At 70.9% G+C, this 24,799-nt stretch carries 25 protein-coding genes and 1 tRNA gene; 10 read left to right on the top strand and 16 right to left on the bottom strand.

The features are described from left to right. Positions 1-207: 207 nt before the first annotated feature. The 15 genes from cydC to D3272_RS02185 form a co-directional block, all read right to left on the bottom strand. Positions 208-1,926, bottom strand: coding sequence for a thiol reductant ABC exporter subunit CydC (cydC, locus tag D3272_RS02255; RefSeq protein WP_129217425.1), 1,719 nt, complete (start codon positions 1,924-1,926; stop codon positions 208-210). Then, positions 1,923-3,692 (bottom strand): thiol reductant ABC exporter subunit CydD, encoded by a 1,770-nt coding sequence (gene cydD, locus D3272_RS02250; RefSeq protein WP_129217424.1) that lies wholly within the window; start codon positions 3,690-3,692, stop codon positions 1,923-1,925. The genes cydC and cydD overlap by 4 nt, the downstream gene beginning before the upstream one ends. Positions 3,693-3,909: 217 nt before the next feature. Beyond that, the gene (locus D3272_RS02245) at positions 3,910-4,140 is read right to left on the bottom strand and encodes a hypothetical protein (protein WP_129217423.1); all 231 of its coding nucleotides are present in this window, start codon (positions 4,138-4,140) and stop codon (positions 3,910-3,912) included. Continuing rightward, complete coding sequence (locus D3272_RS02240) at positions 4,137-5,180, bottom strand: cytochrome d ubiquinol oxidase subunit II (protein WP_129217422.1); 1,044 nt, start codon at positions 5,178-5,180, stop codon at positions 4,137-4,139. Before D3272_RS02240 ends, D3272_RS02245 begins: the two co-directional genes overlap by 4 nt. A gap of 36 nt (positions 5,181-5,216) precedes the next feature. Continuing rightward, positions 5,217-6,659, bottom strand: coding sequence for a cytochrome ubiquinol oxidase subunit I (locus D3272_RS02235; RefSeq protein ID WP_129217421.1), 1,443 nt, complete (start codon positions 6,657-6,659; stop codon positions 5,217-5,219). Between the two features lie 148 nt (positions 6,660-6,807). Beyond that, positions 6,808-7,116, bottom strand: coding sequence for a hypothetical protein (locus D3272_RS02230; protein ID WP_129217420.1), 309 nt, complete (start codon positions 7,114-7,116; stop codon positions 6,808-6,810). A gap of 563 nt (positions 7,117-7,679) precedes the next feature. Then, positions 7,680-7,769, bottom strand: a tRNA-Ser gene (locus D3272_RS02225). 480 nt (positions 7,770-8,249) lie between these two features. Next, the gene (locus D3272_RS27105) at positions 8,250-8,408 is read right to left on the bottom strand and encodes a hypothetical protein (RefSeq protein WP_165361178.1); all 159 of its coding nucleotides are present in this window, start codon (positions 8,406-8,408) and stop codon (positions 8,250-8,252) included. 8 nt (positions 8,409-8,416) lie between these two features. Next, positions 8,417-8,638 carry a hypothetical protein gene (locus D3272_RS02215; protein WP_129217419.1) on the bottom strand — a complete coding sequence of 74 codons (222 nt, stop codon included), beginning with the start codon at positions 8,636-8,638 and terminating at the stop codon, positions 8,417-8,419. Positions 8,639-9,411: 773 nt separating this feature from the next. Next, positions 9,412-10,377: a hypothetical protein gene (locus D3272_RS02210; protein ID WP_129217418.1), complete on the bottom strand. Its 966-nt coding sequence runs from the start codon at positions 10,375-10,377 to the stop codon at positions 9,412-9,414. 125 nt (positions 10,378-10,502) lie between these two features. Next, positions 10,503-10,811 carry a hypothetical protein gene (locus tag D3272_RS02205; protein ID WP_129217417.1) on the bottom strand — a complete coding sequence of 103 codons (309 nt, stop codon included), beginning with the start codon at positions 10,809-10,811 and terminating at the stop codon, positions 10,503-10,505. 80 nt (positions 10,812-10,891) lie between these two features. Beyond that, positions 10,892-11,149: a hypothetical protein gene (locus tag D3272_RS02200; protein WP_129217416.1), complete on the bottom strand. Its 258-nt coding sequence runs from the start codon at positions 11,147-11,149 to the stop codon at positions 10,892-10,894. Positions 11,150-11,319: 170 nt separating this feature from the next. Further along, entirely contained in the window at positions 11,320-11,766 is a 447-nt protein-coding gene (locus D3272_RS02195; RefSeq protein WP_129217415.1) for a hypothetical protein, read from the bottom strand. 530 nt (positions 11,767-12,296) lie between these two features. Beyond that, positions 12,297-13,001, bottom strand: coding sequence for an acyl-homoserine-lactone synthase (locus D3272_RS02190; RefSeq protein ID WP_129217414.1), 705 nt, complete (start codon positions 12,999-13,001; stop codon positions 12,297-12,299). 214 nt (positions 13,002-13,215) lie between these two features. Continuing rightward, on the bottom strand, positions 13,216-13,941 hold the full coding sequence (locus D3272_RS02185; protein ID WP_129217413.1) for a helix-turn-helix transcriptional regulator: 726 nt from the start codon (positions 13,939-13,941) through the stop codon (positions 13,216-13,218). A gap of 297 nt (positions 13,942-14,238) precedes the next feature. Here D3272_RS02185 and D3272_RS02180 point away from each other — a divergent pair, with 297 nt between their 5' ends. Continuing rightward, positions 14,239-14,571, top strand: a complete 333-nt coding sequence (locus D3272_RS02180) for a hypothetical protein (protein ID WP_129217412.1) — start codon at positions 14,239-14,241, stop codon at positions 14,569-14,571. A gap of 149 nt (positions 14,572-14,720) precedes the next feature. Next, the gene (locus D3272_RS02175) at positions 14,721-15,629 is read left to right on the top strand and encodes a hypothetical protein (RefSeq protein WP_129217411.1); all 909 of its coding nucleotides are present in this window, start codon (positions 14,721-14,723) and stop codon (positions 15,627-15,629) included. Positions 15,630-15,675: 46 nt separating this feature from the next. On the opposite strand, the gene D3272_RS02170 is transcribed toward D3272_RS02175, so the two are convergent. Further along, positions 15,676-17,037 (bottom strand): MFS transporter, encoded by a 1,362-nt coding sequence (locus tag D3272_RS02170; protein ID WP_129217410.1) that lies wholly within the window; start codon positions 17,035-17,037, stop codon positions 15,676-15,678. A gap of 219 nt (positions 17,038-17,256) precedes the next feature. On the opposite strand from D3272_RS02170, the gene D3272_RS02165 reads away from it, so the two are divergent. The 8 genes from D3272_RS02165 to coaA all read left to right on the top strand — a co-directional run bounded on the left by D3272_RS02165 (position 17,257) and on the right by coaA (position 24,690). Continuing rightward, the gene (locus D3272_RS02165) at positions 17,257-18,552 is read left to right on the top strand and encodes an adenylosuccinate synthase (protein ID WP_129217409.1); all 1,296 of its coding nucleotides are present in this window, start codon (positions 17,257-17,259) and stop codon (positions 18,550-18,552) included. Between the two features lie 105 nt (positions 18,553-18,657). Next, the gene (locus D3272_RS02160; RefSeq protein WP_129217408.1) at positions 18,658-20,502 is read left to right on the top strand and encodes a hypothetical protein; all 1,845 of its coding nucleotides are present in this window, start codon (positions 18,658-18,660) and stop codon (positions 20,500-20,502) included. 173 nt (positions 20,503-20,675) lie between these two features. Continuing rightward, positions 20,676-21,170, top strand: coding sequence for a DUF2628 domain-containing protein (locus tag D3272_RS02155; protein ID WP_129217407.1), 495 nt, complete (start codon positions 20,676-20,678; stop codon positions 21,168-21,170). Further along, positions 21,167-21,835 (top strand): imidazole glycerol phosphate synthase subunit HisH, encoded by a 669-nt coding sequence (gene hisH, locus D3272_RS02150; RefSeq protein ID WP_129217406.1) that lies wholly within the window; start codon positions 21,167-21,169, stop codon positions 21,833-21,835. The genes D3272_RS02155 and hisH overlap by 4 nt, the downstream gene beginning before the upstream one ends. Further along, positions 21,832-22,581 (top strand): 1-(5-phosphoribosyl)-5-[(5-phosphoribosylamino)methylideneamino]imidazole-4-carboxamide isomerase, encoded by a 750-nt coding sequence (gene hisA, locus D3272_RS02145; protein WP_129217405.1) that lies wholly within the window; start codon positions 21,832-21,834, stop codon positions 22,579-22,581. The genes hisH and hisA overlap by 4 nt, the downstream gene beginning before the upstream one ends. Beyond that, positions 22,575-23,351, top strand: coding sequence for an imidazole glycerol phosphate synthase subunit HisF (gene hisF / locus D3272_RS02140; RefSeq protein WP_129217404.1), 777 nt, complete (start codon positions 22,575-22,577; stop codon positions 23,349-23,351). The genes hisA and hisF overlap by 7 nt, the downstream gene beginning before the upstream one ends. Then, the gene (locus tag D3272_RS02135; RefSeq protein ID WP_245496329.1) at positions 23,348-23,698 is read left to right on the top strand and encodes a phosphoribosyl-ATP diphosphatase; all 351 of its coding nucleotides are present in this window, start codon (positions 23,348-23,350) and stop codon (positions 23,696-23,698) included. The genes hisF and D3272_RS02135 overlap by 4 nt, the downstream gene beginning before the upstream one ends. Positions 23,699-23,706: 8 nt before the next feature. After that, the gene (coaA, locus tag D3272_RS02130; RefSeq protein ID WP_129217403.1) at positions 23,707-24,690 is read left to right on the top strand and encodes a type I pantothenate kinase; all 984 of its coding nucleotides are present in this window, start codon (positions 23,707-23,709) and stop codon (positions 24,688-24,690) included. Positions 24,691-24,799 lie beyond the last annotated feature (109 nt).

The following is a 24,799-nucleotide window of genomic DNA, read 5'->3' as shown; positions in this document are numbered from 1 at the left end:
GGCATTCTTGTGGATGTTCATCCGGTCCCTCCCTTGGGGCTGAAGCGTCGCAACCTCAGCTTCCTCGGTTCGGATCGGATGGACAACCTATGGAAAGCTCACACCTAGAGCGCCTTCGCCTTCGGTGAACTCGCTCCAGCTCTCGAATCGAGAGCAGTTTTATCGGCTTGGAGTCGTCAAGGCGACTCGGAGAAAGCCGATACTGCTCTAGGTGTTTGATCCCTGTCGCGTCGTTCCCATCCCGGCAACGAGAGGGAGGTCTCGCGGCCTCGCACGCGGGCCGCGTTCGAGATGCAACACCGCGTCGACATGACGGAGCGCCTGCGGCCGGTGCGTCACCAGAAGCGTGGTGCGGCCCACCATCAGCCGGTCGAGGGCGCGCAGCACGGCGCGCTCCGAGGCGGCATCGAGCCCCTCGGTGGGCTCGTCGAGAACCAGGATCGGGGCATCCTTGAGCAGCGCCCGCGCGATGGCGACGCGCCGCGCTTGGCCGCCCGACAGACGGGTCCCCGCCTCCCCCACGAACGTGTCGAGGCTTTGCGGCAGCGCTTCGATCTCGTCGAGGATGCCGGCGTCGCGCAGCGCTTCGCGGAGGTCGTGGGGGGATGCGTCGGGCCGGGCCAGCAGCAGGTTGTCGCGCACGGAAGCGTTGAAGAGGTGGGTATCCTGCGCCACCACGGCGCAAAGGTTGCGCACCGAGGCGCCGTCGAGGTCGCGCAGGGCCACGCCGCCGATCTCGACGGTGCCCTCCTGGTAGTCCCGGAAGCGCAGCAGCACGTTGATGAGGCTCGTCTTGCCGGCGCCAGACGGGCCCACGATGCCGACCGACCCGCCCTGCGGCACGTCGAGATCGACGCCGTCGAGCGCCCAGGGTCCATCGTCGCTGTAGCGCATCCCGAGGCCGCGCACCCGGAGGTCGAAGCGGCGCGGCACGGCCGCCGGTCGGGCCGGGTCGCGCACCGCCGGCGCGGCGTCGACCACCTCGAAGATGCGCCGCGCCGCCGCCATCGTCTCGCCGAGCGCCCCGAAGGCGAGCGGCAGCGGCGCCACCGCCTCGAAGCTCGCCAGCACGAACAGCGCCACCATGGCGAGGTCCGGCCCCGTCAGGGCGCCCGAGCGCACGAGCGGGATGGCCAGCACGAGGGCGCCCCATAGCGCCGATTGCGCGGCGAGGCCGGACAGCGCCGTCATGGCGGCGCCGAGGCGCGCCAGCCGGCGATTGTCGTCGGCCAGCGCCCGGCTCCTCCGGGCGACGTGGGCCGCGTGGGCCGCCACGGCGCCGCAGACGTCGAGTTCGCCCAGGCCTCGCACGCCGTCGGCCACGGCGGCGCGCAGGTCGGCACGGGTGGCGACCGCGCGCGCCCCGGGTCCGCGCCCGAGCCGCCGCGCCGCCAAGGGCAGCCCGACGCCGGCCGCGAGGAGAGCCGCGGCATCGAGCAGCGCGATCGGGACGCTGAAGCGCGACATGAACCACACCAGCGCGGTGGACGAGACCAGCGCCGCCGCCGTGGGCGCGACGACGCGGAGGTACAGGTTGTCGAGGCTGTCGATGTCGGCGCGGATGCGGCTCAGCAGGTCGCCGCCGCGGTAGTGCTGCAGCCGCGCCGGGGCCAGCGGCTCGAGGTGCCGGTAGAACCACACGCGCAGGCCGGCGATGAGGCGGAAGGTCGCCTCGTGGGTGACGAGGCGCTCGACGTAGCGCCCGACCGTGCGCAACACCGCCAGGCCGCGGATGGCGGCGGCCGGGGTGAAGTAGTTCAACGTCGTCAGGCCCAAGCCCGCCAGGCCCATGGCGGTGATGAACCAGCCCGACACGGCCAGCAGCGCCACGTTGGCCAGCACCACGGCGACGTTCACCGCCACGCCGGCGAGCATCCAGCCCACGTAAGGCTGGAACAGGCGCAGCAGGCGCAGGGCGTCCCTCAAGCGTCGGCTCCTTCGAGGATGCCCACCATGCCGGCGAAGCGCGAGCCGCGCGCCATCAGCTCGCCGGGCCGGCCGCGCTCGACGACGCGCCCGTCTTCGATCACCAGCACGCGGTCCACCTCCCGGATCGTGTCGAGCCGATGCGCGATGACCAGCACGATGCGGCCGGGCGACAGCGCCGCGATCGAGCGCGTCACCAGCGCGGCGGTGTCGGCGTCGAGGCCCGCGCTGGCCTCGTCGAGCACGACGATGTCGGCGTCGGCGAGGAAGACGCGTGCCAGCGCGATGCGCTGGATCTCGCCCCCCGACAGGCCCTGCCCACGGTCTCCGACCGCGGTGTCGAGGCCGTGCGGCAGCGCCGCGATGAACGCGTCCGCGCCCGCGGCAGCCAGCGCCCGGTCGAGCTCCGCCGGAGTGGCGTCGGGCCGGGCGAGCAGCAGGTTGCCGCGCAGCGTGCCGTGGAACAGCGTCGGCCGCTGCGGCAGCCAGGCGACGCGGCGCAGCCAGGCGGCGCGCGACAGGGTGCGGAGGTCCAGGCCGTCGATGGCGATCCGCCCCGCATCGGGCTGGGCGAAGCCGAGCAGGAGTTGGCCGAGCGTGGTCTTGCCGGCGCCAGAGGGGCCCACCAGAGCGACGCGCTCGCCGCGCGCGATGCGGAAGCCGACATCGTGGATCACGGGCGCATCCGGCGCGTAGCCGAAGCTCACGGTCTCGAAGACGATCTCCAGCGGCGCACCGGTGGGCAGCTCGGCGTCGCCCCAGGCGGCGGCGGGCGGCTCGGTCCCCAGCAATGCCACGATGGCCTCGGCCGAGCCGATCGCTTCCATGCGGGCGTGGTATTGCGTGCCCATGTTGCGCAGCGGACGGAAGAACTCGGGCGCGAGCAGCAGTACGAAGAAGCCCGGCAGGAAGTGCATCTCGCCGAAATACAGGCGGAACCCGACGTAGACCGCCACCATGGCGATCGACACGGTGGCGAAGAACTCCAGCATCAGCGACGACAGGAATGCCACGCGCAGCACCGCCATGGTGCGCAGCCGGTAGTCCTCGGCCGTGGCTGCCACGACCTCGACCTCGCGCCGGCTGGCGTCGAACAGCTTCAGCGTCGTCAGCCCCTCGATCGTGTCGAAGAACTGCGCGCTCATGCGGGCCAGCTGGCGCCACTGCCGCCGGTTCAGCGCTTCCGCCCCCTTGCCGATCAGCACCATAAAGAGGGGGATCAGCGGCGCCGTCAGCACCATCACGGCGCCGGAGATCCAGTCCTGCGGGACCACGAAGGCCAGGATGGCGACCGGCACCGCGGCGGCCAGCGCAGTCCCGGGCAGGTAGCCGTCGTAGTAGCGCCTCAGGTTCTCGACGCCGTCGACCGCGGCCGTCGCGAGCTCGCCCGTGCGGGCACCGCGGGTGAAGCAGGGGCCGAGTGCCGCGATATGGTCGATCACGGTGGCGCGCACGTCCAGCGCCACCCGGGCGCCGGCCTCGAACGCGATGGCGTCGGTCAGCGCCGACACGGCGGCGCGGCCGGCGAAGACCGCGAGGAGGCCCACGAGCCAGGGCCAGCAACCGTCGAGCCCGAGGCCGCGCATCGCCACGCCGTCGACCACGCGCGCCAGCAGCCAAGCCTGGGCGACGATCAGCAGGCCGCCGAGCGTCCCGGCCGCGACTGCGGCCGACAGGGGCACGCGCACGCGGGCCGCGAACCCGCGCAGCCAAGCGTCGAGCGCCTTGCCGGTGGCGCGATCGATGGGGGCGGAATGGGACGGCACCTGGCGGCTCCTAGAGCGGGATCGGCTTTCTCCGAGTCGCCTTGGCGTCTCCAAGCCGAAGAACTTGCTCTCGATCCGAGAGCCGGAGCGAATGCGCCGAAGGCGAAAGCGCTTTAGAGCCGTCGCCGCTCGCCTTGGCTCGCGACTTCAGCTCTAGTGCCATGTTTTTGCGAGCATCTTCACGCGATCAGGTGACTCGACCTGATCGCGATCTGCTCTAGCCGGCCGGCGGCCGGCGGGGCACCATCAGCCGCCGCAACTCGCCCCGCACCAAGATGCCGAATGTCGCGAGGCTGAACAGGAACACGACGGCGGCGATGCGGATCAGCCCCTCCGGCATGCCGAACACGACGGAGACGAGGACGACCCCGACCACCGGGCCGAGCAGGAAGAGCGCCAGGACGCGCAGGTTCCAGGCCGCGCGCAGGGCGGCGGTCCCGACGCTCAATGCGAGACCAACTTGGCGACGCGGGCGCGGAAGACCCAGATCTGGTACCAATTGTACATGATCATGACCGGGAACAGCCCGACAGCCGTCAGCAGGAAGGTGACGATCGAGATCTCGGGGCTGGCGGCGTCGTAGACCGTCCAGGTGCCGGGGACGATGTAGGGATACATGGTGGCCAGCATGCCGCCCATCATGATGGCGATGGTGGCGTCGAGCCACAGCAGGGCGCGGAAATCGCGGTCCGCAAAGGTCGCGACCCGCATGCGGTAGGTCGAGAACAGGGCCGCGGCGAGCACCAGGCCCCAGGCCCAGAAGTAGCGGCCCGTCCAGTTGTTCCAGGCCCAGGGAAAGATCAGCGCGCTCCAGATCACCGTGACCATCACGGTGACGGTGACGAGGTAGAACGAGACATGCGTCCAGCCCCGCGCGTGGCGGCGGATCGGCTCGCCCTTTTCGAAGCGGGCGCGCACGAAGAGGCCGCCCGACAGGCTGACCGCCACCACGGCGGCGACACCGGTCCAGGCGCTGAAGGGCGTGGCGAAGCGCAGCGCGCCGCCGACATAGGCGGGGATGCCGTGCTCCGGGTGGGTCATCGGGAAACCCTGCAGCACGGCGCCGACGCCCATGCCGCCGAAGAACGACACGGCGAGGCTCGACAGGCCGAAGGCGTAGTCGGTGAAGCGGCGGCTCCAGGTGGCGGCGAGGTGTCGGAATTCCAGCGCCACGGCCCGGGTGAGGACGCCGAGCAGGACCATCATGAGCGGGATCATCAGGTAATGCAGCGCGGACCCGTAGGCGAAGGGGAAGGAGCCGAACAGGACGCCCCCCGCCACGATGAGCCAGGTCTCGTTGGCGTCCCACGTCCCCGCCATGGCCTCCATGATGGCGCCCCGCTCGTCCTCGTCGCGCACGAAGAGCGAGAAGATGCCGGCGCCGAGGTCGGCGCCGTCGAGGATGATGTAGAGGAGGACGGAGAACCCCACCACCATCCACCAGCCGACAGCCAGGATGTGCTGAGTCTCGGTCAGGGTGTTGATCATCTCGTCGGGTCTCGTGCCGGTGGTCGGTGGTGTGGATCAGGCCGGGGACGGCGTGGGGTTGGCGTCGTGCTTGAAGCGCGGCGCGTCCTCGAGTTCGCCGAGGTTCTGATCGCCGTCGCCGGGGATCGGGCTCGTCATGTCGGGACCGTTGCGCACGATCTTGTTGAGGAACCACCAGGTGGAACCCCAGACGGCCAGCTCGAAGACCACGTAGCAGCCGAGCCACAGCAGCTCCTGCGCGTTCGACATGCGGCTGACGCCATCGGCGGTGCGCATGATGCCGTAGACCACCCAGGGCTGCCGCCCGACCTCGCGCGTCCACCAGCCGACCCACACCGACAGGTAGGGCAGGAAGGCCGACGCCACGGCCGCCCGCAGGAACCAGCGGTGGCTCGTGACCGTCTCGGCGGCCAGACGCCCGCGGAACCAGAGGTACAGGCCCCATAGCGACAGGCCGAACATGGCAAAGCCGACCGCCACCATGACGCGGAACCCGTAGAAGGGGATCGGCACGGAGGGCCGGTCGTTCGCCCGGAACGCGTTCATCCCGGTCACCTTGCCGTCCCAACTGTGCGTTTCCAGCAAGCTCAGCACGTGCGGGATCGTGATGGCCCAGGCGTTGCCGGTGTTGTCGGCGTTCGGCCAGGCGAGCACGTGCCACCCGGTGTTGACGCTGCCGTCCGGGTTGTAGGTGTCGTAGTGACCTTCCATGGCGGCCAGCACGGGCTTCTGGTCCTCCGCCACCGTGAGGCCCATGCCGTCGCCGAGGTAGATCTGCAGTGCCGCGATGGGCACCAGCACCAGCATCGCGTATTTGAAAGCCTTCTGGAAGGTCGACACATTGCGCCGCTTCAGCAGGTAGTAGGCAGAGATGCTGATGACCACGGCGAGCGAAAGCTCGAGGCAGGCGACGAGCATGTGCGGGAAGGCGTAGACGACGTCCGGGTTGACCAGCGCAGACCACCAGTCCTTCACGGTGAAGACGCCGTCGTGGATCGTCACACCCGTGGGGGTCTGCATCCAGGAGTTCGCGACCAGGATCCACATGGCCGAAAAAGCCGAGGACAGCGCCACATTGAACGTGGCGAAGAGGTGCATGCGCTTTGAGACCTTGCCCCAACCGAAGATCATCAGGCCGATGAAGCCCGCCTCGTACATGAAGGCCGTTATCGTCTCATAGCCCAGCACCTGCCCGAAGAAGGGCCCGACCGCCTGCGAGAAGGGCCCGTACAGGATGCCGAAGGCCATCTCCATGGTGATGCCGGTGGCGACGCCGGCGGCGAAGTTGACGATGAGCAGTTTCTCGAAGAACCGGCACAGCCGGTACCAGTGATCGTTGCCGCTCCGCACCCAGCGGAACTCCGAAAAGAAGAGCAGGGTAGCCAGACCGATGGTCAGCGGCGGGTAGAGGATGTGCAGCGTAGTGATCCAGCCGAAGTCCAGCCGAGAGAGCAGAACCGGCCACTGATTCTCGACCAACGGAAATCTCCCGTCCCGACCTGCCGTCCGCACGGGAAGCCCGAGCGGTCCAGTGATCAGCAACTTAGTTGGGCCGAGACTGGGCGAAATCCACGCCTTCGAGGCTGGTCATTTTGTCCAGGGGCAGGCTCGGAAAAAGGGTCGGGTGTCATCCGGCCATCGCGGGTGGCACCGTCGGCCCGATGAAGAGGCGGCCCGCGCTCCACGAGCCCGCGACGGAGGAGCGGATCGCGAAGGGACGCCTGCTCTCGGGAGCCGCCGTGATGACGAGGGCTTGCTCGCCGCGGCGAGGCGGAGCGCCTCGTGCCGGGGTCGGGGCCAGGGTGATCCCCGCGCGGTTCTCCAGCCACGGCACGGCGAGCTGGACGTTGATGGCGAGCTGAGGCGGTTCGCCGTCGCCGAGGACGCGGAGGCGTTCGGCGATGTCGCGCGCGGCGTCGTAAAGGCCAGCAGGCATCCTTGGCGATCCCGAGCCGCACCACGACTTGGTCCGCCGTATTGAAGCCGATGCCGCGCATCACGCCCGATGCGACATATTTCTAGCGGCCGGCAAGCGTGGTGGGCACGGTCGTCACGAGGATGTTGGCCTCCTACTGGAGGGCGGGCGTGCAGTCGTTGCCCCTTGTGCGGACGACCTGGACCCACTCGCCGGCCGAGATCATGATGCCGTGATCGACCACGGTGACGGGTCCGTGCCGGCCATACGCCTTCAACCGCAACGCTCGGAAGCCGTTTTCCACGTTGAAAAGCGTTATGCGCTCGACTCGCCAACGAGGTTGCCGATGGAGGCAAACATCGGCTGAAGCGGAGCCGAGGTCATGCCTGCAGGCCTCGCAGGACGGCCCTGGAGCGGAAAAGATCGCAAGCTGGCTGTCAATGGAGACCGGCCATGCCACCCCATCCCACTCCGCATCCCACTTTCGGAGGTCGATTGGAATAGACCGAAATAGACGAGGATGAAGCGGTTGTTTAGCCGAGCTAGGGAACTCTCGAGGGATCGAAAGCCGGTACTGACGTGAGTGGCGGAGAGGGAGGGATTCGAACCCCCGATGGGCTTGCACCCATGCCGCATTTCGAGTGCGGTGCATTCGACCACTCTGCCACCTCTCCAGGTGCCTGAGGGCTTTGTGTTTTTGGCTCTCGGTAGCTGGGCCGGAAACCCGGTTTCGCTACCGCTTTGCTATCCAACGCCCTGCGGTCGACGCTTCCTTAGAGCGTTCTGCGGGGCGTCGTCAAGGCGGGCTGCCGCGTCCTCCCGCATGCCGGGCAGCACAGGGCGGTAGAGGGCGGGCGTGATGCCGGCCGTGGAGGGCCCCAGGCGCTCGCTCGCGACCTTCGGGTGGACACGGGAGGCCAGCACGGGCGTCGCGGGAGCGTGCCGGAGACGTGGGATCGCACGCGCGGCAGCCAGGCCTTGGCGACCGGGATCCGCCGGGAGGGCGCCAGCGTGGGCGGTCGGAGCGGGTCGCCGTCCTCCCGCGTGTCGACGGAGCCCCCATGCGGTCGTTCGATCCCCCGCTGGACCTGCAACACGGGGGGGTACAATCGCGGGGGGCCTCCAACACGGCGGGACATGTCCCGCATGCCCCGCTATTTCCGCAGCAATCCCACCACGTCGTCCGTGCCGCCGAACATGTAGGCGGCGAGCCCCACAACGCCTGCGAACATCACGAACAGCACCATCACCACCAGAAGGTCGTCGGGGGTGATCGTGCCGGCAACGTTGTCGTTGGCGGGCAGGTCGGACATGCTCCCTCTCACGAACGCCGCAGTCGGATCGGTCGTTCGTGGTCTTCACGGCTTGAAGACCTCGCCTCCATGTGATCGGCGACCACATCGAGCAACACGGCGAGCGACGCTCCGGCCAACGTCGCCAGGATGACGCACAGCACGATCGGGTGATCGAGGGACAGGGCTACGACTCCGGACATCAGCCGGCCCGCGACAAAGTTTGCGCTTGAGACAAAAGTGTTCAACATCGGTGCACCTCGACGGCTCTCAGTCGAGACCGCCGCAAGACACGGACCACCCCGGGCGTCCGCCGCGTCGCTTTCGCCACCGCTCGGGCCCGGCGCATCGCCGCCGACCGTCCCTTGCCGATGCGCCTCTCCGCCCCTGAGCAGATTACGCTCACGTAGGCGCCCACCGGAGCGGCCGGCACCGTGGCGGTTCGGGCGATTGGACCCGGGTATCGGACTGTTCGGCAGATCGTGGCGACCGTGCCCGGCTATGGTCCTGGCAGCAACTGGTCGCCCTCGACCTCGACAGCGTCGCCATCCGCATCGCTGGCCGCCTCGTTGCACCGATCCTGCCCGGCCTGGGCACGGCCCGGCTGGAGATGACCGAGCGGGGCGCCGACGGACAGCCCGGCAGTGCCCTCGCACCCGTCGACGGCGATGCTGCGCGCAGTTGCCGTGAAGGTGCGCGAGGGCGCCTCCGACGCGGTTGCGATGCCGCCCGGACGGCAGGGACCGCCGCCGCTCCGAGAGGTGGATGACCGATGCCGAGGGTCGTTTGCGCGACCCGGCGGGCGTGCCCGCCACGGACAGCGAGTTCCACCTGACTGAGGGGGATCTGCCCGCGCCCATCGCCACCGCCTCGGGGGAGCCCCATCCCGGGGGCGACCCCGGGGCCGCGGCTCCCCCGATGACCTCACGGCCAAGCAGGTCGCCCAGGCTCACGCCGAGCCGAGATGCTCTCCGAGCCGATCCTCGTGCCGATCTCGCTCACGGCGGGGTCCGGCGGGAGCGCGTCAGCCGAAGTGGCCGTGCGGGTGGGCGCCCGCGCCAAGCAGGCTCTCGATCGACGACGATCCGACCGGCGCATCGAGGCCGAGCCCGGTCAGGACGTTTCCGACGCCTCCCGTGGCCGGGCCGCTCGTGCCCGTGATGGCCGACACCGCGCTCCGGATGTCGGCGGCAGTGAGTTGCGATCCCCCCGCCTCGTTGCCGCCCGGCAACGTCACGCCGAGGTCGGCCGCATAGGCTCCGATCTGGTGGTGGTTGACGATGCCTTGCACGACGAGGCCTGCCGCCGCGGCTGAGCCGACCGGCGACGTGCCGTAGAGTCTGTCCGCAGCCGCGAGGCTGCGCGCGTCCGACGCTTGCCCGACGTAGGTGGGCCTGCCGTATCTTTCGATCCCGTCGCCCATCAGCAGGTTGCCGATGCGGTCCGGGTTGTCGCTGTAATTGCCCACGGGGTCGCCGTAGTCGACGAAGTTGGTGAGGTGCGACCGCACGCCGGTGTTCATGTCCGCCGCGGGGATGCCGGGCGCGCCGAACGTGTCCCCGGCGAGCCCGGTCTTGACCGCGACGTATTCGGCCTGGGCTCCGCCGGAGGAGTGGCCATCGACGAAGATGTCCGACGGCGCGATGCCCTGCGCTTCAGCTGCCGCAACGGCACGGTTGGCGAAGCGGAGCGCATCGGCATAGGCCGCGGCGTCCTGACCCTTGGCGATCGCGGCATCGCCGGCGAGCTGTGCCTGAACGAAGGTCGGGCGGGTCTGCAAGTCGCTCAGCGCCGTCCCCTCGAACGCGATGATGACTTGGCCCGACGCCGTTTCGAGCGCCACGCCATGGAAACCATCGGCGGCTTTGGTCGCCTCCACCGGCCCGCCCCTGGGTCCGGTGAGGACGGACAATCCGGACGTGCTCGCGGGATGGCCGCTGTATGCCGCATCGGCTGCGGCCAGGAAATCGGACGTGCTCGGCTTCGTCATGGCGTCGTATCCTTGGTGATCGGTGTTCGAGATGTCGGGCGCGCGCCGTCGGCACGTCGCCGTCGTGAAAACGGGGCCGGACAGCGAGCCGCCAGCCTGCGGCTCACTCGCCGCGGCGCGAGGCGTCAGCCATCGGCGCCGGGACGGGTCGTCCTGTGCGCGTGCTCCTCGACGGACCGCACATCGCCGTCCATCGCCGTATGGACGATGGGCGCCACGTCGTTCGAGATCGGGGCCTCCGACTTGGCGCCGTGGCCGCTCGGCTTGGCGCTGCCTTTCTGCGGCGTGCCCGACCCGAAGCCTGCGCCACCCGCGCCCGGTTCGCCGGACGATGGGCCCCCGGCATGGGTCAGGTCCTCGCTCCCGGCCGCCACGGGATCGGCCCTCTTCTTTGAGGCCGTGGCATCGCCGTCCTGATCGGATTCCTTGGTCATCGTTCGATCCTCCTGGCCTGCAACGTGAGGCTGGCTGAAGAGGTTCAGATCGCGATATGGGCGCGCCGCCTATGGGCGGCTCATTCGATGTTGCCGTAGAGCGCGGCAGGTGGGTTGTTCTCGCTCGTCTCGGTCTGCTCCGCCAGGCGGATCGCGGCGTCCAGGGCGTCGCGCAGGCGCTTGGCCTCGTGCAGGGACATGAATGTCGGCACCCCATGGTCGAAGGCGCGTGAGATCCTCATGGACACGCCCGGCAGCCCGCGTGTGGCCGATGCCTGGCTCACGGCCGCCTCGACCTGGTCGAACATCCGATCCGATGGCTGGCCACGGTCGTCCATCGCACTCTCCCTGCTCACCCGCACCGTACCACGGCCCGCCGGCGGTTCGCGCCACCGTAGCGTACGCTAGAGCAGATCGCGATCAGGTCGAGTCACCTGATCGCGTGAAGATGCTCGCAAAAACATGGCACTAGAGCTGAAGTCGCGAGCCGAGGCGAGCGGCAACGGCTCTAGCTGACAGCTGACGCCCCGAGGCTGCAGTGGACATTCTCTGCTGTCAGGTTGGTGATCGGGAGCGAGGCACCGGTCTCGATATTGTCGATGCCGACAGACGTGGTGCCGGGCTTGAGCCGGTACGCGACGCTCGCGTCGCAGCCGCCGCGATGGAATGCGATGGTGATCGTCTCCAAGAAGCTCGGAAAGCTTGTCTCGCGGACGATGGTCTTCGGGCCGCCGAACCGCCAGAGGATGAAGGTCGCCCCGATCTGGATCGGTGTCCCGATGGACCCTTTCAGATCCCGTGCACGCTCATTCGGCTGCCCCGGCCTCCGGGCATTCCAGTCAAACACACGTGATCGGTCGATGACACTCAGGTCGAGCATCCGCGGCTGGCCATAGAAATGTGTCGTCGAACTGATCCGGTTTACCACTTCGGTGAATGACAGAACAGCGTTCAAGGTCTCCGCTCTGGCGTCCCGCGGTACGATCAAGGGGGAGAGCAGTGAAAAGAACAGAATGCATCGCCGACCATGGGCGGTCGAATGTGGGTCCATTTTCGACGCTCCTTCATCGCCACGATCAGTACACCGACAGGCCGACCGGCTCAGAACGCGGTCGCGGCAGGACCGGGAGCGATAGGGGCGGCGGGTCGAGGCGAAACATCCCCTGTCGGCCGTCGACCGGCAATGCCGGCAGCACCCCGCGTCGTGCGTGACCCTGGGGCCACGCGTGGCGAGAGTGCTCTTGCAAGGCTCAAACGTCTCCCGAAACGTCGGACATGGCCGCGGCGGACGCTCGGGAGAACACGTGCCACGTCCGTCCGAGCCAGCTTCGTGATGGGCCGACCCGAGACGGAGACGCTGGAGCGCTTTCGCCTTCGGCGCATTCGCTCCAGCGCCGAATCGAGACGGGTGTCGTCGGCTTGGAGCCGCCGGGACGACCCGGAGCAAGCCGATGCTGCCCCGGCGGGCCTAGGCCGGGCCGCTCGTCACGACACCTTCTTCCAGGGCGAGAAGGGCTGCTCGTTGGCGCCCCGCAGGTCGTTGGCGCCCCGCAAATCGTTGGCGCCCCGCAAGTCGGGGAACCGGCCGGGGGGCGGTGCGGCCTCGGCCAGGGGGACCACACCGCGGTCCAGCACCGCGCCGCATGCCGCGACCGGGAAGGCGGCGAGATAGACGGAGGGGGAGAACCGGTGCGTGACGCCCAGGATGTCGATCCGGTATCCCGCCCGACGGCACATGCGCACCGTCGCGGCATTGACGTTGGCCAGGATGGTGTCGATGCCGTTGGCCCGGGCCAGGCCGATGGCGGAGCGCACCAGGGCGGCCGTGATCGGCCCGATGCCGCCGACCGCCGGGGCGCAGGACCCGTCGTCCACGCAGAAGCGCGTGCATTCCCAGATCGAGCCGTCGGACAGCTGCGACGCGTCGGGCAGCGTATCGGCGAAACACGTCGCCAGCAGCGTCGGCCCGGAGGTCGGCAGCAGCCGGCAGCAGCCGTTCACGTGCCGGTCCCGGTCCGCGCTGATCAGGTAGGCCGGGGACGCGCCATCGAGGTCGTCCCGCTCGGACCCGTCCCGGCACGCCACGTCCCACTGCAGTCTCGTCCCGAAGACCCGGGCTCGCATCCTGAACATCTGGTCGAGAAGATCGCGGTTGTCATGGGCATTCCACTCTTGGACGACATGTATCATCGTTGATCTCGGTGTCGGCAGTCACGATCAGTAACGGTGAGTGGCCGTCATGCAGTTCCAGTAGCGTCACGGGTCGTCGACAGCAGCGTCAATCGGGCGTGAACGCAGTGACGAGACTTTGATCTATTGAGCTCGGTGGGGGAGGGGAGGGTGGGCAGCCGGCCTGCGGCCGGGGCAGCCGGCCTGCGGCCGAGGCTGCCGGCGGAGGGTCGCCTCAGACCGAGATCAGGCCATGCGCGATGGCCTTGCTGACCGCCTGCGCGACGTTGACGCAATCGAGCTTGAAGCGCGCGGATTTCAGGTAGTCGCGCACGGTGTGGACCGAGATGTCGAGGATGCCGGCGATGTCGGCGGCCTCCTTGCCCTGGGCGCTCCAGCTCAGGCACTCGACTTCCCGGACGGTGAGGTGGGCCCGCGTTTCCCCGAACTCCTGCTGCAGCACCCGCCTGTGGATGCGGTTGGCGATGTCGACGAGGCCCTTGATGTTGTCGGCGCGATAGCGCCGCCAGACGTCGACATCCCCCGAATGCGACACCGAGAACAACCCGCGGTGCCCGAGCCGGCTCGTCACCGGGATGGACAGGCCGTGCGGGCCGATGCCGTGACCGATGGCGTCCCGCAGCATCGCCTGTTCCTGCGCGCTCTTGACGACGATCTCGGACCAGTCGAACGCCAGGGCGCTGGAGAAACCGCGTTTCAGCACCGGGTCGACGTTCGCATAGTCCATCAGCACGTAACGTTTGATCCAATCCGATGGATACGTCATCTTGACATAGGGTCTGACCGTCGGATCCGACCCCGATCCCGAACAATTGTAGACGACGTGGTCGACGCCGAGCAGCGTTCGCAAGTCAGAAACGACGTTTTCCACGCTGTCGACCGATTCGATGACGTCGAAAGCGCGCTCGACGATCGTCTCGACAGGGATCAGGGGTGACATGGGACGGTTTTTCGCTACAACTTGAGATTTACAGGTGGGGAACTCTAGCAGCGATCGCGGCAGCTGTCTCGACCGCGGCTCCCGGCGGGGGCCGGGCGCCGCGCGGGCGGGGGCCCCGCGACCGCCTGCCTCCCCCCGGACATGGGGGGATGACACCGCCGTCGGCAGGAGCCTAGACTTTATCGTCTCGCCGCGCGCGGGCCGGGCGGCACCGGGGCGGGGGCTGCATCGAACCGCGGCGCCAAGGGCGGGCGACGCTGGGTGCACAGGTGTGAAATGGTCCGGACGCTGGCCTGCTTGAGCCTTCGCTCTTTCTGCATGTTGCTGCAAACCATGGAGGCGGGGGACCTGAGGGCGCTGCGCTCCTGCACCTCCATGACGGAGGTCTTCGACGAACTCTGGAACGACAGCGCCGCCTTCGACCTCGTGCTGCTCGACGAGGTCGAGGCCGAGGCCGACGACCTCCGGTCCTTGCCGGACAGCTACCCCGATGTCGCCTTCCGCGTCGTCGGCCCGCCGCGCATCGGCGGGGAGGCGGCGCCCGGCAACATCGCCTGCTACGAGACCTTCGAGGACCTGCTGCATCACGTCCTGCCGTCGCGCGGCCTCCACCTGGAACAAGCCGGCTGAGATCGGGTCCCGGCCTCCGAGGCCGACGGCCGCCCCCCCGCGGCCGCCCGCTGCCCCGTCACGCTTTGGACCGAAACCGCCCGTAGAGCGCTTCCGCGTCGGGCGGGTCCGATCCCGCCGGGAGGCGGGCGAGCGGTCGTGGGGAAGTGATGGTCCAGAAGCGTGCTCTCCTGGCGGTCGCCGGTGCCGTCGGCCTCGCCCTCGTCGGGTCCAGTGCTTCGGGCCAGGAGGCGGCGCCGGGGAGCGAACCTTCGGCGGAAGGAAGCCCCGCGCCCTATGCGGGGCCGCTGCAGCGCCCGCCATCCCCGACCTACTACCCGTTCCGGCCCTCGACGCCGCTGCGGGCGGCCCCGGCCATCACGGCGCCGGCCACGGGCAGCATCGAGAGGCAGGACCAGGCCCTCAAGGCCCTCGGCATGGTGGTCGACCGGGATGGCGAGGCCTACCGGGCGCTGGGCGAGGACGCGGCGGTGGCGCGCGTCTGGATCAAGGTCGCGACGGCCGCCGGGCGGAGCGGCTTCGTGAGCCTCGCCGACCTCGTCACGCCCCGGCAACTCGCCAGCCAGAAGGAATCGCGCCGCAAGGTGTCGCTGTTCGAGGCCGAGGTCGCGGCCGCCCGGTCGACGGCCGGGGGCGTCGTCCCGGCCGGCATCTACGCCCATGGCAGCGCATGCGATGCCGAGGGCCTGTCGGGCGCCGCCTTGTCCGCCTTCCTCGCCACCAAGTTCCTCCTCTGGCAGGAGGGCGAGCGGCTGCACTTCGTCCAGGTCATCAATCCCACCCAGCCGCTGATCTACGAGCAGCAGAAGGACAGTCACCCCATCGAGATGCCGGGATACGGCTACGTGATGCTGCAGACGTTCAGGTCGAGCAAGGACGCCGTGCTGATGGGCTTCAAGGATCGGCTGCTCTGGATCTCCGCGTCGGGCAGGGATTTCGACAATTACCAGTTCTGCGGGGCCGAAGCCTACGGGCCCGTGGTGTCGATGCTGGGGAGCTACGCGGGGCAGCGGCCGCCGGAGGTCGTCCCCTCCGAGGCGGCCCGTCCGTCCCGCTGAGGCTCGCCCGAGGGGCTCCGCTCCCGGCGTGACCGGCCCGGCGCCGTCACCGGCCCACCCGCATCAGGCTCACGAGCCCGCCCGCCAGCGCGAGCGCGGCCCCGACGCCGAGGCCGATGCGCGGCGCGATCCCCGACGGCGCCACCGTGAACAGCAGCGCCATGATGACGGCGCCCGCCGCCTGTCCACATTGGCGCGCCGTGGCCTGCATGCCGCCCGCCGCGCCGCTGCGCGCCACGGGGGCCGACAGCAGCATGTTGCGGTTGTTGGGCGTCTGGAAGAAGCCGAAGCCCAGGCCGGCCAGCATGGTGAAGCCGATCAGCGGCGTGATGTGGCCTTCGAGGCGCCACGTCGCCGCCAGCGTCAGCCCGCAGGCGAGGCAGAGCCCGCCGGCGGCGCAGAGCCACGCCGTCGGCACGCGGTCGGCGAAGCGGCCCGAGACGGGCGCCGCCAGCGCCACCGTGAGGGGCCAGGGCGTCATGTAGAGCCCCGTCGTCAGCGGGTCGCGGCCGAGGCCGTGCTGCAGGTAGAAGGGCAGCGCCACGTAGCTCACCATCTGGGCGGCGAAGCAGCACACCGAAGCCACCACCGAATAGCGGAACGTGCCGCCGCGCAGCAGGTCGAGGGGGATCAGCGGGGCCGGCCGGGGCAACTCGCGCCGCACCAGCGCGAAGAGGCTCAGCGCCGCCAGTCCCAGCAGCGCCGCGGCCGCGCCCGGATGGGTCGTCAGCAGGTCGACCCCCACCACCAGCGGGGCGAAGAAGCCGGCGTTGAGCGCCACGCTCATCCCGTCGAGCGGCCGTCCGTGCCCCCGCACGCCGGGCAGGGCCCGCGAGGCCGCCAGCACCAGGAGGCCGATCGGCACGTTGACGGCGAAGAGCCAGGGCCAGGACGCCACCGACAGGATGAGCGCCCCGAGCGTCGGCCCGGTGGCGGCCGACAGCGCCACCACGGTGGCGTTGAGCCCGATCGCGGTGCCGAGCAGCCGCCGCGGATAGGTGAAGCGCAGCAGCGCCGCCAGCAGCGACATGACGGCGGCGGCGCCGAGCCCCTGCAGCACGCGCGCCAGCACCAGCCAGGGCAGGGTGGGGGCGAGGGCGCAGAGCCCCGAGGCCGCCGTGAAGATCATGACGCCGGCCGTGAAGACGCGCCGGTAGCCCAGGCTTTCGCCCAGCGCCGCGCAGGGCAGCAGCGCCACCACCAGGGCCATCTGGTAGCCGGTGACGACCCAGATGGAGGCCGAGGACGAGACCGCCAGCGCCGCCGACAGGCTCGGCAGCGCCACGTTGGCGATGGCGCCGTCGAGCACCGCCAGCACGATGGCGGCAAGGATGGCGGCTGCCGCCAGGGTGCGGCGCGGGGTCGGCAGGCCGTCGTCGGCCTCGGCGGGCGGGGCGGCCTCGCTCATCGGGCGGGACGCCGGGGGCGCCGGCGCGGGGGGACGGCCGGGACGGCGCGGCGGGGGAGGGGGAGCGTGGCCATGGCGGGCTTGTAGCACGGCGGCGCGGCGCCGGGATGCGGCGGCTTTACTCCGGCGCGTCGAGCCGCTAGCGTCCGGCGAAATCTCGGCCCCGGTCACCATCGCTGGTTTCACGGGGCCTTTTGGCGTTTGAGGACGAAGGAAGTCATGGCCAATGTCGTGGTGGTCGGCGCCCAGTGGGGCGACGAGGGCAAGGGCAAGATCGTCGACTGGCTGTCGACCGAGGCCGACGTCGTGGTGCGCTTCCAGGGCGGCCACAATGCCGGGCACACGCTCGTCATCGACGGCACCGTCTACAAGCTCGCCCTGCTGCCCTCCGGCATCGTGCGGCCCGGCAAGCTGTCGGTCATCGGCAACGGCGTGGTGCTGGACCCCTGGCATCTCGCCCGGGAGATCGAGGCGCTCCGCGGCCAGGGCGTCGCGGTCGGGACCGACAACTTCAAGGTCGCCGAGAACGTCACGCTGATCCTGCCGCTGCACCGCGAGCTCGACGCCCACCGCGAGGCCGGGGCCGGGGCCGAGGGTGCCATCGGCACCACCAAGCGCGGCATCGGCCCCGCCTACGAGGACAAGGTGGGGCGCCGCGCCATCCGCCTCAGCGACCTCGCCGAACCCGCCTCGCTCGACATCAAGATCGCCCGCCTGATGTCGCATCACGAGCCGCTGCGGCGCGGCCTCGGCCTGCCCGCCATCGCGGCGGCCGACATCAAGGCCGAACTCATGGCCATCGCGCCCTCCGTGCTGCCCTTCATGGCGCCGGTGGCCGCCATCCTCGACGCCGCGCGCCGCGCCGGCAAGCGCATCCTGTTCGAGGGCGCGCAGGGCGCCATGCTCGACGTCGACCACGGCACCTACCCGTTCGTCACCTCGTCCAACACGGTGGCGGGCGCCGCCACCACGGGCTCCGGCCTCGGGCCGGGCGCCATCGGCTCGGTGCTCGGCATCGTCAAGGCCTACACGACCCGGGTGGGCGGCGGCCCCTTCCCGACCGAGCTCCACGACGACACGGGCCGGCTCATCGGCACCAAGGGCCGCGAGGTCGGCGTCAACACCGGCCGGCCGCGGCGCTGCGGCTGGTTCGACGCCGTCCTGGTGCGCCACGCCGTCCGCACCAGCGGCATCACAGGCCTCGCCCTGACCAAGCTCGACATCCTCGACGGCTTCCCCGAGGTGAAGATCTGCACCGGCTACCGGCTCGACGGCGAGACGATCGACCGGCTGCCGGCGAGCCAGGCCGCGCAGGACCGGGTCGAGCCCGTCTACGAAACCTTCGCGGGCTGGGACGGCACCACCGCCGGCGCCCGCTCCTGGGCCGACCTGCCGGCGCAGGCCATCAAATACGTCCGCTACATCGAGGAGCTCGTGGGCGCCCCCGTGTCGCTGCTGTCGACGAGCCCGGAGCGGGACGACACGATCCTGGTGCAGAACCCCTTCCAGGACTGAGCGCCGCGGGGCGGCGTGTCCCGGGCGACACGCCGCCCCGACGGGAGCGGGGACACCCGCCAAGCTCCAGTTGACGGCCCCGGTTTTGGATGGTCTGAACGCGCCATGGCCGAATATTTTCCGCTTCTCGACCGTGCCGTGTCCGGCCTGACGGATCCGACCGTCGAAGCCCGGCGGTCGATCTACGAGCGTGCCCGCACGGCGCTGATCGGCCAGCTGAGGCGCATGGACCCCCCCATCCCCGAGGAGGACATCGCGCGCGAGAGCGCGGCGCTCGACGAGGCCATCGCCCGCGTCGAGGCAGGGTTCGCCGCCCCCGTAGCGGCGGCGTCGGCCGCGGCGCCGAGCCCCATCGCGGCGCCGAGCCCCATCGCGGCGCCGAGCCCCATCGCGGCGCCGAGCCCCATGCCGGCGCCCGCACCTGCCGTTGAACCCGCCGCCGCCCCGCCCCTCGGAACCGAGGGCTCGCCGGGCCGCATCCCGGCCCAGCGCCCTCCCGCCCCGCCCCGCCCTCCCGCCCCGCCCCGCGCTCCCGTGGCGGCGGCCCGCCCGCCGGCCGCCTCCGCCCGGGTCGCCCCGCCGCCTCTGCCGACGGGTACGGCGCCTCCGGTGGCGCCCCCTCCCTCGCGCGAGCGCCCCGTGCTGGCCACGCGCCCCGCGCCGTCGCTCGATGCGGCGGCGGGCGGTCTCGACGCGCCCGTGGCGATGGCGCGCCCGGCGGCGCGGGCCGGCATCGCCGCCCCGACGCGGCCCGCGCCGGTTCCGCGCGGCGTCCGCCCCGTCGTGGCGCTGCGGCCCGCGGTGCCGTCTCCCGACGGCCCGGCGGAAGCCGGGCTCCCCCAGGCGGGCCGGCTCTCCGCCGAAGCGGTGCCGGGCCCGGACGAGGCCGCGGGCGCGGCGCGGGACGGAGCCTTCGGGGCGGCGCTCGACGCCGCCGCCCGAGACGACGTCGCCCGAGACGACGTCGCCCGAGATGTGGAAGCCCGAGACGGACGCGACCGAGAGGACCGCGACCGCGACGACGCCGGGGTGGGCGATGACGCGGCCGCGGCGCTGCGGAACCGCGACGCCGTGCGCCCGCTGGCGCCGCGGCCCGCCCAGGCCCGGCGCCTGAGCTGGCCCCTGGCCCTCGCCGGCTTCGTGCTCCTCCTCGCCGTCGTGGGGATCGGGATCGCCGCCTACATGGTGCGGGACAGACCCGAACAGGTGGTGGCGACCCGGGCCGCCACGGCGCCCAGTGCCGGCACCCCCGGCAAGACCGTGGACCGCGCCGCCTCGGGCGACCGCGGCGCCGCCAATGCCGACGGCACCGAGGCCCCGGCCGACCAGCCCACGACCGGCGTCGCCGTGCCGCCGCCCGTCGGCCAGAACAGCGCCGACGCACCGGCGTCGTCAGCGCCCGCCATCACGGTGGCGCAGCGTGCCGCCCTGCTGGTCGACGCGCCCGACGAGCCCCAGCGGGTGAAGACCTACGTGGGGACGGTGGTGTGGCACCTCGACAGCGTCAGCCCGGGCCAGGGCCAGCCGCTCGCCACCGCGGTCAAGGCCGACGTCGACATCCCCGACGCCAAGCTGAAGGTCACGATGCTGATGCAGCGCAACCCCGAGCCGCAGCTGCCGGCCTCGCACACGATCGAGTTCCACTTCCTGCCCCAGCCCGGCAACACGCTCGGCAACGTCAAGCAGGTCAACGTCCCGGAGATGCGCAAGGACGACGACGCCCCGACCGGCGACCCGCTGTCGGGCGTCCCCGTGGCCATCACCGACAACTACTTCCTCGTCGGGCTGTCGCGCGGGGCCGCGGAAGGCCAGAACCTGCGGCTCATCACCGAGCGCAACTGGTTCGATGTGTCGTTGCTCTTCGTGTCGGGCAAGCTCGGCAAGCTGACCTTCGAGAAGGGGGCCGTCGGCCAGCGGACCTTCGAGGACGCCGTCAAGACTTGGAAGTGAGGGCCTGACGGCCGGCTGTCCGCCAAGCGGCGCGGCTTCCGCCAAGCGGCGCGGCAGGCCGGCAGGAAGGCCGGGGCGGGCGTGCCGATCGCGTGGTGCCACGCGCGGGCTTGCTCCGGCCCGCGGCTTGCACGACAAGGGGCCGAGCGGACCCGCGTCGCATCGAGGAGCCCATGTCCACCTTCACGGTCCACGTGCCACCCGGCATCGCCGATGCCGCCGATCGGGCGGAGCGCACGGTCTTCGTCCGCGAAGGGTTCGACTGGCCGGCCTTCCTGCTCGGCCCGCTGCCCCTGCTCCAGCGCGGTCTGTGGCGCGCCGCCCTGGCCTGGGCGCTGGCGGCCCTGGTTCTGTTCGCCCTGGCCGGCCTCCTGGGTCTCGGGATCCTGCCCCGTGTCGCCCTCTACCTCGTCCTGGCGACGCTGACCGGGCTCGAGGCCGCCGAAGCCCGGCGGCGGGCGCTGGCCCGCGCCGGCTTCATCCCGGCCGCGCTGCTCTGCGGCGTCACGCGCGAGGCCGGGGAGCGCCGGTTCTTCGCCACGGCCGCGCCGTTGCTGGAGCCGCTCCCGCACAGCTCCGGCCCGGCCGCGCCGCTTCGCCCGCGGGACCGCGGCATCGTCGGGCTCTTCCCCCGGCCGAACGGCCGGGCCGAGGGAGCGCGGCCGTGAGCGGCCCGCGGCGCGCCCGGACCGTCATCGTCGATTACGGGTCCGGCAACCTCGCCTCGGCCGCCAAGGCCTTCGAGCGCGCGGCCCGGGAAGCCGACCTCGACATGGAGATCGTCGTCACGGCGGAGCCCGACGCGCTGCGCCGGGCGGACCGCATCGTGCTCCCCGGCGTCGGCGCCTTCGCGGATTGCCGCCGCGGCCTCGACGCCGTGCCGGGCCTCGTCGGCGCCATGACGGATGCCGTGGTCCACGAGGGCCGGCCCTTTCTCGGCATCTGCGTCGGCATGCAGCTCATGGCGACGCGCGGGCTCGAACACGAGGCCGCCTACGGGCTCGACTGGATCCCCGGAGACGTCGTCGCCATCGCGCCCTCAGATCCCGCGCTGAAGATCCCCCACATGGGGTGGAACACGCTGCGGGCGCGCTCCATCCACCCGCTGCTGGAGGGGATCCCGACGGGCGACCAGGGCCTGCACGCCTATTTCGTCCACAGCTACGCCCTGAAGCCCGTCGCCGACAGCGACGTGCTGGCGGTGACAGACTACGGCGGGCCGGTCACGGCCGTGGTGGCGCGCGACAACATGGCGGGCACGCAGTTCCACCCCGAGAAGAGCCAGAAGCTCGGCCTCGCCCTCATCAGCAACTTCCTCCGGTGGCAGCCTTGATCCTCTTTCCCGCGATCGACCTCAAGGACGGCGAATGCGTCCGCCTCGTCCATGGCGACATGGGCTCGGCCACGGTCTTCAACCCGGATCCGGCCGCCCAGGCCGAAAGCTTCGAGCGGCAGGGCTTCGACTATCTCCACCTCGTCGATCTCGACGGCGCCTTCGCCGGCAAGCCCCGCAACGCCGAGGCGGTGGAGGGCATCCTCGACCGCGTGAGCCTGCCGGTGCAGCTCGGCGGCGGCATCCGCGACATCCGCACCGTCGACATGTGGCTGAAGCGCGGCGTGGCCCGCGTCATCCTGGGCACGGCGGCGGTGAAGGACCCCGGGTTCGTGCGCGAGGCGGCGCGCCTCTTCCCCGGCCAGGTCGCCGTGGGGATCGACGCGCGCGACGGGCTCGTGGCGGTGGAGGGCTGGGCCAAGACCGTGAACCTCAGCGCCGTCGACCTCGGCCGCCGCTTCGAGGACGCCGGCGTGGCCGCCATCGTCATGACCGACATCGGGCGCGACGGCGCCATGAAGGGGCTGAACCTCGCCGGCACGGTGGCACTGGCCGAAGCCGTGCACCTGCCGGTGATCGCCTCGGGCGGGCTCGCCTCGCTCGACGACGTGGCGCGGCTGCTCGAGCCCGACTGCGCCGTGCTGGCGGGGGCCGTCACGGGCCGGGCCCTCTACGACGGCCGGCTCGATCCCGCGGCCGCATTGGCCATGATCCGGGCAGCGCGGGCGGAAGACGCCCCGTGCTGAAATCCCGCGTCATCCCCTGCCTCGACGTTAAGGACGGCCGCGTCGTCAAGGGCGTCAACTTCGTGGAGCTGCGCGACGCCGGCGACCCGGTGGAATGCGCGCTCGCCTATGACGCGGCCGGCGCCGACGAACTGTGCTTCCTCGACATCACCGCCTCGAGCGAGGACCGTGGGATCCTGCTCGACGTGGTGCGCCGCACCGCCGAGGCCTGCTTCATGCCCCTGACGGTCGGGGGCGGCGTCCGCAGCGTGGCGGACATCCGCACGCTGCTGCTCGCCGGGGCCGACAAGGCGTCCATCATGTCGGCCGCCGTGCAGGACCGCGATTTCGTGTCCCGGGCGGCGCAGAAGTTCGGCAGCCAGTGCATCGTCGTGGCGGTGGATGCCAAGCGCGTCTCGGCCGAGGGCGAGGCGCCGCGCTGGGAAGTCTTCACCCACGGCGGGCGCCGGGCGACCGGCATCGACGCCATCGCCTATGCGGCCGATGTGGCGGCGCGCGGGGCGGGCGAGATCCTGCTGACCTCCATGGACCGGGACGGCACCAAGGCGGGCTTCGACCTCGCCCTCACCCGCGCGGTGTCGGAGGCCGTGACGGTGCCGGTCATCGCCTCGGGCGGCGTCGGCACGCTCGACCACCTCGTCGACGGCGTGCGCCGGGGCGGGGCCAGCGCGGTGCTGGCGGCCTCCATCTTCCATTTCGGCCAGCACACGATCGGCGAGGCCAAGCGGCACATGGCCGAGGCCGGTCTCGACATGAGGCTCGACAGATGACGATGATCCCCGCCACCGGCGAGCGGGCCTTCACGCTCGGTGACCTCGAACGGCTCATCGGCGAGCGTGCCGGCGCGATGTCGGATACCTCCTACACCCGCAGCCTGCTCGATGCCGGGGTGCCGCGCATCGCCAAGAAGTTCGGCGAGGAGGCCGTCGAGGCCGTGATCGCCGCCGTGGAGAAGGACAGGCCGGCGCTGCTTTCCGAAGCCGCCGATGTCATCTACCATCTGTTGGTGCTGCTCCACGCCGCGAACCTGTCTCTCGATCAGGTCGTTTCCGAACTGGGCCGGCGCACCCGTCAATCGGGGCACGAGGAGAAAGCCTCGCGGCGGCCCGCAACCTGAGCCATGGAATGCTCGACGTGCCCGCTCCCGCCCCAGACGGTCTCCCGGAAGGCGGGCTCGTCGGCTCGCCCTACCATCACTTCACCCGCGAAGCCTGGGCGGAACTGCGCGCCGACACGCCGCTGACGCTGACGGTGGACGACCTGCGCAAGCTGCGCGCCACCAACGACCCGATCTCCATCGATGAGGTCGTCGCCATCTACCTGCCCCTGTCGCGGCTCCTCGCCCTCTACGTCGCCGCCACGCAGGGCCTGTTCAAGGCGACGCAGCGCTTTCTCGGCGCCGGGGACGGCAAGGTCCCCTACATCATCGGCGTGGCGGGCTCGGTGGCGGTCGGCAAGTCGACCACGGCGCGCGTGCTGAAGGCGCTGATGTCGCGCTGGCCCAACACCCCCAAGGTGGAACTCGTCACCACCGACGGCTTCCTCCACCCGAACCGCGTGCTGGCCGACCAGGGCCTGATGGAGCGCAAGGGCTTCCCCGAAAGCTTCAACGGCACCGCCCTCATCCAATTCCTGTCGGACGTGAAGGCGGGCAAGCGCCACGTCGCCGCCCCGGTCTACTCCCACCTGACCTACGACGTGCTGCCCGACGCCCGCGTCGAGGTGGACCGGCCCGACATCCTCATCGTCGAGGGGCTGAACGTGCTGATCCCCAACCGCCCGGCCCGCGACGGGCGCGACATCCCCTTCGTGTCGGACTTCTTCGACTTCTCGGTCTACCTCGACGCCGACGAGACCCTGCTCGAACAATGGTACGTGTCGCGCTTCATGTCGCTGCGCGAGACGGCCTTCCGCGACCCGCTCTCCTATTTCGGCAAATATGCCGACGTGGACGCCGCCGAGGCCGAGGCCATCGCGCGGGGCATCTGGCGGCGCATCAACCTCAAGAACCTCGTCGAGAACGTCCGACCCACCCGCGCCCGCGCCAGCCTCGTCCTGCGCAAGGGCGCCAGCCACGCCATCGAGCAGGTGGCGCTGCGCAAGCTGTGAGGTGCATCGGCACGCGCCGCTCGACAGGGCCGTCCCGAATGCGCATCTCTAGGGTCGTGTCGGCCCGGCATCGCCTCGGCGATGCCGGGCCGACGAGACTGCTCGCTTC

The sequence above is a fragment of the Lichenibacterium ramalinae genome (assembly GCF_004137085.1).
Classification (GTDB): domain Bacteria; phylum Pseudomonadota; class Alphaproteobacteria; order Rhizobiales; family Beijerinckiaceae; genus Lichenihabitans; species Lichenihabitans ramalinae.
Note: the sequence above shows the minus strand (reverse complement) of the source record. Positions and strands in the feature narration are given on the sequence as shown.

Excerpts from the sequence above, each read along its gene's own strand:
- D3272_RS02240 (WP_129217422.1), bottom strand. The coding sequence starts at position 5,180 with ATGATCAACACCCTGACCGAGACTCAGCACATCCTGGCTGTCGGCTGG.
- D3272_RS02230 (WP_129217420.1), bottom strand. The coding sequence starts at position 7,116 with ATGCCTGCTGGCCTTTACGACGCCGCGCGCGACATCGCCGAACGCCTC.
- D3272_RS27105 (WP_165361178.1), bottom strand. The coding sequence starts at position 8,408 with ATGTCCGACCTGCCCGCCAACGACAACGTTGCCGGCACGATCACCCCC.
- D3272_RS02215 (WP_129217419.1), bottom strand. The coding sequence starts at position 8,638 with ATGTTGAACACTTTTGTCTCAAGCGCAAACTTTGTCGCGGGCCGGCTG.
- D3272_RS02210 (WP_129217418.1), bottom strand. The coding sequence starts at position 10,377 with ATGACGAAGCCGAGCACGTCCGATTTCCTGGCCGCAGCCGATGCGGCA.
- D3272_RS02205 (WP_129217417.1), bottom strand. The coding sequence starts at position 10,811 with ATGACCAAGGAATCCGATCAGGACGGCGATGCCACGGCCTCAAAGAAG.
- D3272_RS02200 (WP_129217416.1), bottom strand. The coding sequence starts at position 11,149 with ATGGACGACCGTGGCCAGCCATCGGATCGGATGTTCGACCAGGTCGAG.
- D3272_RS02190 (WP_129217414.1), bottom strand. The coding sequence starts at position 13,001 with ATGATACATGTCGTCCAAGAGTGGAATGCCCATGACAACCGCGATCTT.
- D3272_RS02185 (WP_129217413.1), bottom strand. The coding sequence starts at position 13,941 with ATGTCACCCCTGATCCCTGTCGAGACGATCGTCGAGCGCGCTTTCGAC.
- D3272_RS02175 (WP_129217411.1), top strand. The coding sequence starts at position 14,721 with ATGGTCCAGAAGCGTGCTCTCCTGGCGGTCGCCGGTGCCGTCGGCCTC.
- D3272_RS02170 (WP_129217410.1), bottom strand. The coding sequence starts at position 17,037 with ATGAGCGAGGCCGCCCCGCCCGCCGAGGCCGACGACGGCCTGCCGACC.
- D3272_RS02165 (WP_129217409.1), top strand. The coding sequence starts at position 17,257 with ATGGCCAATGTCGTGGTGGTCGGCGCCCAGTGGGGCGACGAGGGCAAG.
- D3272_RS02160 (WP_129217408.1), top strand. The coding sequence starts at position 18,658 with ATGGCCGAATATTTTCCGCTTCTCGACCGTGCCGTGTCCGGCCTGACG.
- D3272_RS02155 (WP_129217407.1), top strand. The coding sequence starts at position 20,676 with ATGTCCACCTTCACGGTCCACGTGCCACCCGGCATCGCCGATGCCGCC.
- D3272_RS02135 (WP_245496329.1), top strand. The coding sequence starts at position 23,348 with ATGACGATGATCCCCGCCACCGGCGAGCGGGCCTTCACGCTCGGTGAC.
- coaA (WP_129217403.1), top strand. The coding sequence starts at position 23,707 with ATGCTCGACGTGCCCGCTCCCGCCCCAGACGGTCTCCCGGAAGGCGGG.